This is a genomic window from Sphingomonas sp. P2_B6 (assembly GCF_056404755.1).
In genome coordinates, this window is the sequence record NZ_JBFUDK010000003.1 from 305,841 (window position 1) to 318,869 (window position 13,029).

13 protein-coding genes are annotated in these 13,029 nt (G+C 65.9%); 7 read left to right on the forward strand and 6 right to left on the reverse strand.

The window, feature by feature from the left end; translation table 11 throughout:
- Positions 1 to 6 precede the first annotated feature (6 nt).
- Positions 7 to 2,115, forward strand: a complete 2,109-nt coding sequence (locus AC1DX5_RS06100) for a PQQ-dependent dehydrogenase, methanol/ethanol family (RefSeq protein ID WP_478014561.1) — start codon at positions 7 to 9, stop codon at positions 2,113 to 2,115.
- Between the two features lie 27 nt (positions 2,116 to 2,142).
- Here AC1DX5_RS06100 and AC1DX5_RS06105 read toward each other — a convergent pair whose 3' ends face one another.
- A complete protein-coding gene (locus AC1DX5_RS06105; RefSeq protein WP_465175153.1) occupies positions 2,143 to 2,937 on the reverse strand; it encodes an alpha/beta fold hydrolase in 795 nt (264 codons plus the stop codon).
- Positions 2,938 to 3,053: 116 nt separating this feature from the next.
- On the opposite strand from AC1DX5_RS06105, the gene AC1DX5_RS06110 reads away from it, so the two are divergent.
- The 3 genes from AC1DX5_RS06110 to AC1DX5_RS06120 all read left to right on the forward strand — a co-directional run bounded on the left by AC1DX5_RS06110 (position 3,054) and on the right by AC1DX5_RS06120 (position 5,752).
- Positions 3,054 to 3,695: a response regulator transcription factor gene (locus AC1DX5_RS06110; RefSeq protein WP_478014562.1), complete on the forward strand. Its 642-nt coding sequence runs from the start codon at positions 3,054 to 3,056 to the stop codon at positions 3,693 to 3,695.
- Positions 3,696 to 3,799: 104 nt separating this feature from the next.
- Positions 3,800 to 4,171, forward strand: coding sequence for a response regulator transcription factor (locus tag AC1DX5_RS06115; protein WP_465171023.1), 372 nt, complete (start codon positions 3,800 to 3,802; stop codon positions 4,169 to 4,171).
- A gap of 24 nt (positions 4,172 to 4,195) precedes the next feature.
- Positions 4,196 to 5,752: a PAS domain-containing sensor histidine kinase gene (locus tag AC1DX5_RS06120; protein ID WP_465171024.1), complete on the forward strand. Its 1,557-nt coding sequence runs from the start codon at positions 4,196 to 4,198 to the stop codon at positions 5,750 to 5,752.
- A 301-nt stretch (positions 5,753 to 6,053) separates the two neighbouring features.
- On the opposite strand, the gene AC1DX5_RS06125 is transcribed toward AC1DX5_RS06120, so the two are convergent.
- The 3 genes from AC1DX5_RS06125 to AC1DX5_RS06135 all read right to left on the reverse strand — a co-directional run bounded on the left by AC1DX5_RS06125 (position 6,054) and on the right by AC1DX5_RS06135 (position 8,460).
- The gene (locus tag AC1DX5_RS06125; protein ID WP_478014563.1) at positions 6,054 to 7,349 is read right to left on the reverse strand and encodes a glycoside hydrolase family 130 protein; all 1,296 of its coding nucleotides are present in this window, start codon (positions 7,347 to 7,349) and stop codon (positions 6,054 to 6,056) included.
- A gap of 74 nt (positions 7,350 to 7,423) precedes the next feature.
- A complete protein-coding gene (locus AC1DX5_RS06130; RefSeq protein ID WP_478014564.1) occupies positions 7,424 to 8,119 on the reverse strand; it encodes a hypothetical protein in 696 nt (231 codons plus the stop codon).
- 47 nt (positions 8,120 to 8,166) lie between these two features.
- Positions 8,167 to 8,460, reverse strand: coding sequence for a plasmid stabilization protein (locus AC1DX5_RS06135; protein ID WP_478014565.1), 294 nt, complete (start codon positions 8,458 to 8,460; stop codon positions 8,167 to 8,169).
- Positions 8,461 to 8,589: 129 nt separating this feature from the next.
- On the opposite strand from AC1DX5_RS06135, the gene AC1DX5_RS06140 reads away from it, so the two are divergent.
- The gene (locus tag AC1DX5_RS06140) at positions 8,590 to 9,537 is read left to right on the forward strand and encodes an oxygenase MpaB family protein (protein WP_478014566.1); all 948 of its coding nucleotides are present in this window, start codon (positions 8,590 to 8,592) and stop codon (positions 9,535 to 9,537) included.
- A 68-nt stretch (positions 9,538 to 9,605) separates the two neighbouring features.
- On the opposite strand, the gene AC1DX5_RS06145 is transcribed toward AC1DX5_RS06140, so the two are convergent.
- Positions 9,606 to 9,884 (reverse strand): hypothetical protein, encoded by a 279-nt coding sequence (locus tag AC1DX5_RS06145; RefSeq protein WP_478014567.1) that lies wholly within the window; start codon positions 9,882 to 9,884, stop codon positions 9,606 to 9,608.
- Between the two features lie 498 nt (positions 9,885 to 10,382).
- Between AC1DX5_RS06145 and AC1DX5_RS06150 the strand changes: the two genes are divergently transcribed.
- Positions 10,383 to 10,913 (forward strand): TetR/AcrR family transcriptional regulator, encoded by a 531-nt coding sequence (locus tag AC1DX5_RS06150; protein WP_478014568.1) that lies wholly within the window; start codon positions 10,383 to 10,385, stop codon positions 10,911 to 10,913.
- A gap of 114 nt (positions 10,914 to 11,027) precedes the next feature.
- Complete coding sequence (locus AC1DX5_RS06155; protein ID WP_465171032.1) at positions 11,028 to 11,846, forward strand: alpha/beta fold hydrolase; 819 nt, start codon at positions 11,028 to 11,030, stop codon at positions 11,844 to 11,846.
- A gap of 375 nt (positions 11,847 to 12,221) precedes the next feature.
- Here the strand turns inward: AC1DX5_RS06155 and AC1DX5_RS06160 are convergent, their stop codons facing one another.
- Positions 12,222 to 12,617 carry a hypothetical protein gene (locus AC1DX5_RS06160; protein WP_478014569.1) on the reverse strand — a complete coding sequence of 132 codons (396 nt, stop codon included), beginning with the start codon at positions 12,615 to 12,617 and terminating at the stop codon, positions 12,222 to 12,224.
- Positions 12,618 to 13,029: the final 412 nt, after the last annotated feature.

Genomic DNA, 13,029 nt, shown 5'->3' on the forward strand with positions numbered 1-13,029 from the left:
TTGGGGATGGCATTGACCTTCTGGCGTATCGCGCTCGCATTCGGCTGCGCGGCGGTCGCCGCCCAGGGATTGAGCCAGGCTGCCCCGCAGCGCGGCAAGCCCGCCAATGTCGATCAGGCGCGCCTGCTTTCCGCTGATCGCACGCCGGGCGAGTGGATGGCACCCGGGCGCACCTATGACGAGCAGCGCTTCAGCCCGCTCGACCGGATCAGGGACAGCAACGTCGCCGGGCTGGGACTTGCCTGGTATGCCGACCTGCCGGTCGATCGCGGCGTCGAGGCGTCGCCGCTGATGATCGGCGGCGTGCTCTACAATATCGAGCCGTGGAACGTCACCGTCGCCTATGACGCCAGGACCGGCAGGGAGCTGTGGCGCTTCGACCCGAAGGTCGATCGCGACACGGGCAAGCTCGCCTGTTGCGACATCGTGACGCGCGGCGTCGCGGCGTGGAATGGCAGGATCATCCTCGCCACGCTCGACGGGCGGCTGATCGCGCTCGATGCCCGCACCGGCAAGCCGGTGTGGAGCGTGAACACCTTCGAGCCGGTCTGGCCCTACACCATCACCGGCGCACCGCGCGTGTTCGACGGCAAGGTCCTGATCGGCAATGCCGGGGCGGAGGGCGCGGCGCGCGGCTATGTGACGGCGTATGACGCCGACACAGGCAAACAGCTCTGGCGTTTCTACACCGTGCCCGGCGACCCGTCCAAGCCACAGCCCAACAAGATCCTCGACATGGCCGCGAAGACCTGGACCGGCGAATGGTGGAAACGCGGCGGTGGCGGCACGGTGTGGGATTCGATCGTCTATGATCCCGATCTCGACCTGGTCTATCTCGGGGTCGGCAATGGCGGCCCCTGGGTGCAGGCCTATCGCAGCCCGGGCGGCGGCGACAATCTGTTCCTGTCCTCGATCGTCGCGCTGAAGGCCGATACGGGCGATTATGTCTGGCACTATCAGACCACGCCCGGCGAACAGTGGGATTATACCGCCACCCAGTCGATGATCCTCGCCGACCTCACCATCGGCGGCCAGGTCCGCAAGGTGCTGATGCAGGCCCCCAAGAACGGTTTCTTTTACGTGCTCGACCGCGCGACGGGGAAGCTGATCTCGGCCAAGCCCTTCGTCGCGATGAACTGGGCGAACGGCATCGACATGGCGACTGGCCGGCCCAACATGAACCCGGAGGCGCATTATGGCGAGGTTCCGGTGATCGTCACGCCCGGCCCGGGCGGCGGGCATAACTGGAACCCGATGGCGTACAGCCCGCAGACCGGCCTCGCCTATTTTCCGGTAACGGAGATGTCCATGGCCTATTCGCTCAACCCGGCGTTCAAGCAGTCGCCGGGCAATATGAGCCAGCTCGGTATCTCGACCACCGGTTATGACCTGACCCGCAAGGCGGCGGCCGATTACGCGGCGGCGAACAACAAGACCTGGCTGACCGCCTGGGATCCGGTCGCGCAGAAGGAACGCTGGCGCGTACCCTATCCGCAGCGCGGCAGCGGCGGGCTGCTGGCGACCGCGGGCAACCTCGTCTTCCAGGGCACGGTCGGCGGCACCTTCGCTGCCTACAGCGCCGACACCGGCAAGAAGCTGTGGGAAACACCCGTCCAGCAGGTGCCGATCGCGGCGCCGATCAGCTATATGCTCGACGGCGAGCAATATGTGGCGGTCAATGCCGGCTGGGGCGGCGGGCTGGCCCATTCGACCAGCGCCAAGTCGCTCGGCTTCCCGCTCTCGACGCCGCGCCTACTGGTGTTCAAGCTGGGCGGGACCGCCAGGCTGCCGGCGCTGGCAGGCGCGAGCCCCGCGCTGGTGAAACCCGCCGACACGACCGCAAGCCCCGAGACCATTGCGCGCGGCGAGCAACTCTATGCCCAGCATTGCGCGACCTGCCATGCCGAGCAGGCGCGTGGCGGCATCAAGGACCTGCGCCGCATGAGCCCCGCCACCCATGCCGAGTTCCTCGACATCGTGCTGCACGGCAAGCGGCGCGAAAAGGGCATGGCGAGCTTCGGCGACGTGCTGGGCAACGAGGATGCGGAAGCGATCCACGCCTGGCTGGTCCGTCGCACCAATCAGGACTGGGCCGACCTGTCGAGCGGGAACTAGCCAGCCCGACAGTCCGGCCCGATCCCGTTATTTCGCCAGGGCAGCATCCTCGATCAGTGCCGCGACTTCGGCCGGGTGCGATATCATCACGACATGCGAAGCGCCCGGCACCACGACGACCCGCCGGACATGGGCGCGTTCGGCCATGAAGGCATGGGCCGCGGCGGGGATGTTGAGATCGGCCGCGCCGTAGATCGACCAGGACGGGATCGCCTGCCAGGCAGCGTTTTTCGACGGCTCGGTCAAGGCAGCCTGGGTGACGGGACGTTGCGTCGCGGCCATCAGAACGGCCTGGTCGTGCGGCACATCCGCTGCGAACTGGGCCGGGAACTTGTCCTGGCTGATATACAGGTCCTGGTTGCCGTCAGCGACCGGCACCGGCGGCGCCAGGGTGCCACCCAGCGTCGATCCCGGGAACTTGCCGCTGAGACCGAGGCTGGTCTCGCCGGCTGCCGGCATGAACGCCGCGACATAGACCAGCGCCTTCACATTGGCGTGACCCGCGGCAGCCTCACTGATCACGGTGCCACCATAGGAATGGCCGACCAGCACCACCGGCCCGGTGATGCTGTTCAGGATCGCCGAGACCTCGGCGGCATCGCCGTGAACGCTGCGCAACTGGTTGTCAGCCGCCGTGACGCGGTAGCCGTCATGGATGAGTTTCGCGATCACACCATTCCAGCTTGAGGAGTCGGCAAAGGCGCCGTGTACCAGCACGATGGTGGGCTTGACCGCCGAGTCCGCGGACTGCGCCTGCGCCGTCGCGGCGAAACCGAGGATGCCGAGCGTGAGCGCGGCCGAGAGTTTGACGCGAGTGAACATCGGAGAGCCTTTCAGTGAGGTGGATCGCTGCGTGCCCTCATTTCGTCGACCGGCAGGCTCCTGGCCAGTCAACCATTGGTATGACGGCAGCGCCCCAAAGCTGCCTTGCCGCTCCGATGGGGCCACACTATTCGTCCGATATGGGGGAAACCGCGATCATCCATATCGTCGATGACGACGAGTCGCTGCGCAGTGCGCTGGAGAGTCTGTTCCGGTCGGTCGGGCTGAAGGCGCGCGGCCATGGCTCGGTTGCCGCGTTCCTCGATGCCCCGCGCGACGATGCGCCGGGCTGCCTGGTGCTCGACGTACGCCTGCCCGGGATCAGCGGGCTCGATTTCCAGGACCGGCTCGACGAGCTGGGCATAACCCTGCCGGCGGTGCTGATGAGCGGGCATGGCGACATCCCGATGTCGGTGCGCGCAATGAAGGCCGGCGCGATCGACTTCCTGGTCAAGCCGTTCCGCGATCAGGACATGCTCGACGCGGTCGCCATCGCGATCGAGCGGGACAGCGCGCGCCGGGCGGCACAAAGCGACGATGCGGGGCTGAAGACGCTCCACGCCACCCTGTCGCCGCGCGAGCGCGAGGTGATGGCATTGGTCACCGCCGGGCGAATGAACAAACAGGCCGCCTATGAGCTCGGCCTGAGCGAGGTCACGGTGAAGATCCATCGCGGCGCGGCGATGCGCAAGATGGGCGCCCGCACCCTCCCCGATCTGGTGCGCATGGCGGAAAAGCTGGGCGTGAAGGCGCCCTAGGTCCGTAATACGATCGGATTATGGCGCGGTCCCGCCCGCTCTGGCAGGGATGGCGGCAGGGATGGCGGTGTGTCGAGCTTCCCCGAGTGGAAGGATCGAATAGCGTGCCCGGCAAACCCCTGATCGCCATCGTCGAGGACGACGAATCGCTGCGTCCCGCGCTGGTGGGGCTGATGCGGTCGCTCAACTATGACGGCGCGGGCTTCGCCTCGGCCGAGGCGTTCCTGGCGGCGGACGCCCTCGAGCGGGCCGATTGCCTCGTTACCGATTTCCAGCTTCCGGGCATCAGCGGTCTCGACCTCGCCGCGCGGCTGGGCGGGGCGCGGGTGCGGCCGCTGCCGGTGATCCTGGTCACGGCGCGCACCGAGAAATCGATCGACGAGCGCGGCGAAGCGGCCGGGCTGTTCTGCCTGCTGCGCAAGCCGTTCGAAGCCGACGATCTCGTCTCCTGCATCCGGCGCGCGCTGGACTCCTGAGCGCGCTTTGCCGACAAGGCCCTGGTGGGGGCACCGGCCGACATCCTCGATCTGATCCATGAGAGCGTCGTGACGCGCGATGCGGGCGGGCGCGTGCTCTCCTGGAACGCGGCATCGGAGGAGCTGTATGGCTGGCCCCGCGTCGACGCTTTGGGCCGCAACCTTCACATGCTGCTGAAATCGCGCCATGACCTGCCGGTTGAGGAGGTGGAGGCGCGGCTGCTGGCCGAGGGGCGCTGGGAAGGCGAGGTCGTGCGGACCACCGCCACCGGCGAGGAACGGGTGGTCGACATCCGCTGGAGCGCGGAGCGCGACGTAGCGGGCACGCTGGTGCGGATCATCGAAACGGCCCGCGACATCACCCGGCGCAAGGCCGCCGAGGATGCGCTGCGGATCAGCGAATATCGCTATCGCAACATGTTCGAGGCGATGGCGGTCGCTTTCTGGGAGGTCGACTTCACCGGCGTCGGCGCAATGCTGATTCCGCTGCGCGACCAGGGCGTGACCGATCTGGGCGCCTATCTCCACGCCAATCGCGACTTCGTGCGCGCGACGATGGAGCAGGCGATCGTCGCCGACGTCAACACCAAGGCGCTGGAACTGTTCGGCGCGACCGACGCGAACAGCGTGGTCGGCCAGCCTGCGGCGCGCTTCTGGCCGCGCGACAGCGAGCCCGCCTATATCGACGCGCTGGTCGCGACCATGACGCGCGAGCCGCACCTCGTCACCGAGACTCAATTGCTCCGCCTCGACGGCATGCCGATCGACGTGCTGTTCACCGTATCGCTGTCGCAGGAGAACCGGCGGCGCGGCGTGTTGCTGATCGGGGTGGTCGACATCTCCGCGCGCAAGCAGGCGGAGGGCGCACTGCAGCGGCTCCAGGCGGAGTTCGCGCATGCCGCGCGCGTCTCGATGCTCGGCGAGCTGACCGCGTCGATCGCGCATGAGGTGAACCAGCCCCTCGCCGCGATCACCACCAGCGGCGAGGCGAGCCTGCGCTGGCTGGCCAATGACGAACCCGACCTGGAGGAGGTGCGCGGGCTTGCCGGCCGCATGGTCGCCGATGCGCGGCGCGCGGCATCGATCATCGCGCGGGTGCGGGCGATGGCGGAGCGGCGCGAACCAGAGCGCATCGCGTTGTCGCTCAACGCGCTGGTCGAGGACGTCCGCACCTTCCTGGCGCACGAGCTGCGTGCGCAGGACGTGGGCATCGAGCTGAACCTGCAGCCCGACCTCGCCACGGTGTCGGGCGACCGGACTCAGTTGCAGCAGGTCATCGTCAACCTCGCGGTCAATGCGGTCCAGGCGATGGCCGAGGCAGGCGTGCCGGAGCGCATGCTGCGCTTCGCGACGGGCACGCTGCCCGACGGCCGGGTGACGCTGACCGTCGAGGATAGCGGCCCGGGCCTGCCGCCCGACCCCGCCCGGCTGTTCGACAGCTTTTTCACCACCAAGGCGAACGGCATGGGCATGGGCCTGCCGATCTGCCGCACCATCGTCGAAGCGCATGGCGGGGAGATCGGCGGCGAGAATGCGGCGGGCGGCGCCCGGTTCGTCGTGACCCTGCCGGCGCTGGGCTGAGGGCCCGCCGAACCCTCCAACATTCCGCCGTTTTTCCGACTCGTTTTTTTCGTCCGCTGTTATGTTGGATTTCGGCCGGTTTTTTTCCCGAACAGGATCAGCCCCTTACGCGGCGTTTTCGCTGTTATGAACCGAACGGCCATAACAGCGGAAAAAGTGCGGCAAAACAGCGCTATTTACCGCTGTTAGGACGCGAGATTCCGTCCAACATTCCAGTCATGTCAAAGAGCCGCCGGGACTGGCTGATGATGGTCGGGGCGGTGCGACGCTGCCCGAAGCCGCCGGCCGTTTGAATCGACCGCTACTCCATGCACTTGAGCAGCCGATCGACCGTGGTCGTCGCGAAGGCCGCGAAATTGTCGGCCACGCCATAAGGGATCATCAGCTCGCGGCCCTGGAGCAGCGCGCCGCAGCTATAGACCACGTTCGGGACATAGCCGTCGCGCTCGTCGGGGCTCGGGATCAGGATCGGCTCGGGCGTGCGCGCCAGCAGCTTCGACGGATCGGCCTTGTCGAGAAGACAGGCGCCCATGCAATAATTGCGCACCGTGCCGACGCCGTGCGTGAGCACCAGCCAGCCTTCGTCGACCTCGATCGGCGAGCCGCAATTGCCCATCTGGACGAATTCCCACGGGTAGCGCGGCGAGACGATTTTCCCGCCGCCCTCCCAGTGGAGGATATTGTCGGAGCTGTGCAGCCAGATGCTCTCGCTGTCCTGCCGGCCGAGCATGACGTAACGCCCGTCGATCCGGCGCGGGAACAGCGCCATGCCCTTGGCACCCGCCGCGTCGCCGGTGAGCGCACACATGCGGAAGCTGCGGAAATCGGTGCCCGACAGCAGTTCCGGCCGCGCCGCCGCGCCGCTGAACGCGGTATAGGTACCGTAATAAAGGACGCTGCCGTCATCGTCGGTGAAGCGGACGAGGCGCAGATCCTCGATCCCCTGGCGCTGGCTCGGCAGCATCGGGAACAGCACGGTTTCCGAGATCGTGCGGCTGCCGCCGCAATTGAGCGTCACCGCGGCGATCGAATCGTCCCGCGCATCGTCGATGGTCGGCGGCACGGCGGCCGGACTGGCAGGATCGACGCTGATCTGGCTGCCCGGCATCCAGACGCCGGTGCGGAAGGTGACCGAGGAGACATGGCCCTCCCCGATGCCGCGCAGCGACAGGATGAAGCGCACCGCGCCTTCCGGCACGCCCGACTGATCGGGCGCCGCCACCGCGCTGGGATTGAACAAAGCCGCCGCCTCGAACGAGAATTCCTCGCTGAAATAGGCGCCGATCAGGCGCCGTTGCGGATCGTTGACCGCGATCTGCCCGGGCAGGAGCCTAGCGACCTCGTCGAAGCGGCGGCGCAGCATGTCGTCGACATCGCGGTGCCGCTCGTCGAGTGAATGGGTGAGCAGCTGGAGCTCGCTTTCGAGCGACGCCTCGTCCAGCGTCAGGATCCGGTCGACGATCGCCTGGGCGCGCGGATGGCCCTCGACGCGGAACCGGCCCGGATATTCCAGCTCGAACGGCCGGACGACGGTGCGCGACGGATCGGGCCGCAGGATCAGGTCGTGATGGTCGAGCACGGATTCAGCCTGAAGCATCAAGATTCCTTGTTGGGGGGTCGGGCGCCTGAACGTGCGCAGGGGCAGGAGGGTCCATCATGACCGGATCGAGATCATCGGTGCGCGACCATCGGGGGCGTGGCACCGAGCACGTCGCCGGTATAGGTTTCGACCAGCTGGCTGAACGGCGTGCCGTCCGGCAGGCGCAGCACCGCGCGGTGCTCGATCACCTTGTCCGGAATGGCCAGCCTGCCGCCGGTGCCTCGCGGCAAGGCGAGGCGCGAGACGTCCCAGTCATTGGGCAGGGGCGACCATAGCAACGTCGCGCTGATGGTCTGGCGGCGGAAGTACAGTGCCTGCACCGCGCGGCCGAAGACGGTGTCGCTGGTATCGAGCACGGCGTTCATTTCCGGCGTGAGACGCGACGGGACGTACCAATTGTCGGCCTCGGACAGCACGCGGTCACCGCAGCGCAGCCGGACGCGGCGATAGCGCACCAACTCTTCCGCGCCGACCTGCAGGGTCGCCCGCACTTCCGGCGTTACCGGCTTGTCCTGACCGGTAACGCGCTCGGCGACGATCCTGCTACCCGTCGGCGCGAGCGCGCGGCGGGCGCACCAGCCGTCCAAGGTGAGGGTCGCGCTGTCATGGCTGAGCAGCTCGGCGTTGAGCGTCTGCACCAGCGCCAGCGCGCCGGCCCGTGCGAGCGGCGAGTCAGGCCAGGGAGGCCGCACGTCCCTGTCCCGGGCGACGCCGGGGGAGGCAAGGGCGAGCGCAGCGAGGGCCGCGATGGTTCGGGTGCGGATCACGCGCCTTCATAGCGCGCGGACCCCGCCCGACACCACCGCCGCGACCGTCAGGCCGATGCGTTTCTGCGCCGCGTGTCCCAGCCCTTGCGCGCCGCCGCCGAGCGCTGCTCGGCCGAGCCGGACTTGTGCGCCCGGCCGCCGCGCGACGACGACACATGGGTGTCGGGCTTGCCCCGGCCCGAGCCGGATTTGTTGCCGCCGCCCGATTCCTTGTTGACGGTGGCCCAGGCGCGGCTCTCGGCCTCTTCCTTGGGCACGCCGCGATGCTCATAGCCTTCCTCGATATGCTGGGCCTTGCGCTTCTGCTTGTCGGTATAGGCGCTATTGTCTCCACGAGGCATGATCTTCTCCTAGTGAAATGGACTGGTGCAACAACGCGTTGCGCGGGATCGATATCCCAGCGGCGCGACCATCCGGGCCCAAAGCGGCGCCGGGGCGTTGAGGACGGGAAAGCCAATGAAGGACCACGCATGTTTCACCCGTCGCTGATCGACCCGATCATCGCCCTGCCCTCCGTCCAGCGACGGCTCGATGCCTCGGCATCGGCGCTGATGCGGCCGCCCTCCGGGCCTGACGTGGATTTCACGCAGCCCCCGGGAGAAGCCGCGCTGGTGCCGCCGGATTCGATCTCGTGGCGGGTGTTCAAGAACCCGCTGAGCCTGTTCATCGGCGGTGTCGCGGCGGTCATCCTCGAACTGGCAGAACCTGCGGTACGTACCGGGGTGTGGGAGCATTCTTCGTTCCGCAGCGACCCGGTCACGCGGCTGCAGCGCACTGGCCTGGCGGCGATGATGACGGTCTATGGCGCGCGCAGCCAGGCCGAAGCGATGATCGCAGGCGTGGTGCGCCGGCATGCGGCTGTGTCGGGCGCCACGCCCGGCGGCGAGGCGTATCAGGCCAACGATCCGGTGCTGCTGACCTGGGTGCAGGCGACCGCGAGTTACGGTTTCTGCGAAGCCTATCATCGTTACGCGCACAGGCTGAGCCAGGCGGAGCGCGATCGATTCTACGCCGAGGCGGCGCCTTCCGCCCAGCTCTACGGCGCGGTGGCGCCGCCGGCGGACGAAGCGGCGCTCTACGCCCTGTTCGGCACGATGCGCCCGCGCCTCGAAGCCTCGCCGATCCTGTTCGAGTTTCTCGACATCGTCCGCGCGGCGCCGGCTTTCCCCGCACCGCTGCGGCCGTTGCAGCGCATGCTGGTGCGTGCCGCGGTGGATCTGGTGCCGGGCTGGGTGCGGGATCGGGTCGGCCTCGGGCCGGAACACGGGCTTCGGCCGGGCCAGGCGACCTTGCTCAAGGGCGCGGTGCGGCTGTCCGACCGGCTGATCCTGCCGTCGAGCGCGGCGGTGCAGGCCTCGCGGCGGATGGCGTTGCCGGCGGATTATCTGTTTCGGCGGAGCGCCGGCGCGGGGGCCTGAGCCCTAGACTCGTAAACCGCGATGGCCACTATGAGAGCAAGGGCCCGTCAGCGGTCAATGTCGGTCAATCAGTTGAGGCCCCACATCTCGGCCCGATTGCGGGCAAGGTCCTTCATGAAATCGTCCAGCGCGGCCAGGCGGCGCTCTATTTCCGATGCCGGAACACCATTCCATACGGCGTGATCATAGTTTTCGCGAACGGACTTCAGATCGTCACCCGCTTGAAAGCGCTCGGACATGTAGAGCGTCTCAAGAAGCTCCGTCGGACGCTCGCGTTCGCTTGATTTCACCAAAGCGTATTTGACGAGGTATTCGGACATGATGCCGTCGTTGGATGTGCTGACCATTGTCGTCCCCTTTCCCTTTGAAATATGGGTGGCTGGGGGCAGCTAGTCCAGAGCAGTGGCGGCTTTCGGGGCGTGTGCGATTGCCGGCGAACGGGCGCTAGCGATCATGCGCACGAGCTGAGCCGGCGGAACGCGATCCTGCCGTCGAGCGCGGCGGTAGTGGTCGCGGCGAATGGTGTTGCCGGCCGATTATGTGTTCGGACATCTCGTCACCTCGAGGGCCTGAGCCGCAGACTCAAGAATCGCGAATGGCCGGAAGTGGTGGAAAAGCGGCTGTCGGCTTTCAGCGGAGGGTGGCGGGAGACTCGACATCGGGATCGGCGCTGTCGATCAGCTTCCGTTTACGTTGAGCCCAAAGGGACAGGCCTACAAACTGACGCCGCACCATTAAAAAAAAATAGCTTGACGGTTATAAGACGACCGGTCATATATAAACCCATGCCGAGACCAGCCAATCCCGAAACGCGATCGCGCCTCCTCGAAAAGGGGGGAGACCTTGTGAGCACCCAAGGCTTCAACGCGACGGGCGTGCAGGAGATCACCGCGGCAGCCGGCGTGCCCAAGGGGTCGTTCTATAATTACTTCGACAGCAAGGAAGCCTTCGCGGTCGAAGTGCTGACCGAGTATTGGGATTCGGTGGTTGCCACCTACGGCCCGATCCTGGCCGATCGCAACATGGTACCGCTCGCGCGTATCGCGCGCTATTTCGCGGGCCTGGCAGAGTTTCACGAGCGCCGCCGTTATGCGGTCGGCTGCCTGATCGGGAACATGGCGCTGGAGGTGACGCCGACGAGCGAGGACGTGCGGATCAAGCTCGCAGCGATCTATCGCGAGTGGTCCGCCGCGCTCGCCTCATGCTTGCAGGAAGCGCAGGAGAAAGGGGAATTATCGGCCGGAAAGGATCCTGAGCAGCTTGCTGTCGCACTGATCGACACGTTCGAAGGGGCGGTCATGCGGGCCAAGGTCGAACGTAGCCGGGCGCCCTTTGACAGCTTCGAGCGCTTTGTTTTGCCCTCTTTGCTGGCCTAAATATTTTGACCAATTAATAGACGACTGGTCATGTTCTTTTGCCGGATCATCGCTGGAACGCCGCGCCAGCGAGTGATGAATCCTCATCCGCGGCACATTGTGAAGGACTGAGCAATGCCTACGATCACGACAACGGACGGCGTAAACATCTTTTACAAGGATTGGGGATCGGGTCAGCCGATCGTCTTCAGCCACGGGTGGCCGCTGTCGGCCGACGACTGGGACGCCCAAATGACCTTCTTCCTTCGTCACGGCTACCGGGTGATCGCCCATGACCGGCGCGGGCACGGCCGGTCAGACCAGCCCGGCACCGGCAACGACATGGACCACTGGGTCGCCGACCTCGCGGCCCTGACCGAACATCTCGACCTGCGCGACGCGATCCATATCGGGCACTCGACAGGTGGCGGTGAGGTGGCCCGCTATGTCGCTCGCCACCAGGAGCGCGTCGCGAAGGCGGTACTGGTCGCTTCCCTGACGCCAAACATGTACCGGAGCGAGGACAACCCGTCCGGTCAACCGCCGGAGTGGTTCGACGCGATCCGGGCAGGCGTGCTGGGCAACCGGGCGGAGTTCTACCGTTTCGTCCCCGAGAATCCGTTCTACGGCTACAACCTGGATGGGGCCAAGCCTTCGGAGGCAGTCATTGCGAACTGGTGGCGCCAAGGCATGGCCGGCGGTGCTCTCGCACATTACGCGACGGTCGACTCCTGGCTCGAAGATTATACCGAAGACCTCAAGAAGATCACCGTGCCGGTGCTGGTGATGCATGGCGAGGCCGATCAAGTCGTCCCGTTCGCCAGTTCCGTGCCGCGCGCGGTCGACCTGCTCAAGCACGGGTCGCTGAAGACTTATCCCGGCTACCCCCATGGCATGCTGACCACATATGCAGATGTTCTCAACCCTGACCTGCTCTCGTTCATCAGGTCTTGAAGACATCTCCATTCATCATCGTCTATGGTGAACATTTCTGGTTGTAACTGAGGAGGGTTCGGGTTTCGTCGTAGTGCGAAGGAACGAAAGGAAGCTCGAACCCTCCTCGAAATTCGTCGGCCAAGGTCTCCCGCCGGCCGTGGCAGCGTTGCTCGGGGAGGTCCCTCCACCGTCGGCTTCGCGCCTCGCTCCCTGCCCGCCCAGGGGAATTGAAGGGCAACCTTGGCATGTGGGATTGGCTACGCTGCCAAGTCGCCGCTGCATGTCCGCAATCGAGTATGCGGACATGGGCTCGTAACGTGCGCAAGTGAGGCATCATCGGTCATGCGCATTGATGCCCCCGCCCTCCGGCCCGCAGGACGCACCAATGTCTGATCAGCAGGGGCCGTGCCAATATATGCCTTGGCCTAACGCCGACCAGCATTCTACAAGCATGGGCAGGTCCCGCTTGTCCAAGGCGAAGCCATATCCCCAGCCGCCGTCGAAATATGGCTTCGTCGTGATATCCACCATCCCGTGGCGGACGATCACCGAAAAAGGCTTCAGGCCAGCGATGACGGGCGGCCATTTGTCTTTCGGAACGTCAACAGATTGCTCGGGCCGAATGAGCGGATAAGCCGCGATCAGGCGTTGGGATTCGGCCTTTATTGCCATCAATTTCGTCTGGTCATGAATAGGGTGCGGGAAGGAACAATATATTGCGAGCGCGATCAGAACGATGATCGGGATCGCAATGCGCAGGCACCCATTCACGCCGGATTCTCCCCACACCTCATGCTCCAGTGTCCCGAACCGGACGTTCGTTCCATGACGGCATTCAAATATTCATCAAACGACCTTCAGCACAGAAGAGTCGAATCCGACCGGTCTGAACAGCCCCTCCCCTGAAGGGCAGGGCAATCGCCTATCAGCGCATCACGTTTGTTTCGGCTTGGAGGAAGGAAAAGCGGGTTCACGCGAAGGCGCGAAGACGCGAAGTTTAGATAGTCTGTCCGTGATAAGCGGTCCGCTTGACCGCATTCGAACATCTTTGCGTCTTCGCGCCTTCGCGTGAACTCATGCTCTGCCCCCTTCCCCACCGTGCCGCGCCATAGGTGATTGCCCTCCCTGAAGGGGAGGGGTTGAGGGGTGGGGCGCGCGTCTGCGCGCTCAAAAGAACCGTTTCACCAGGCACCGGAGCGGG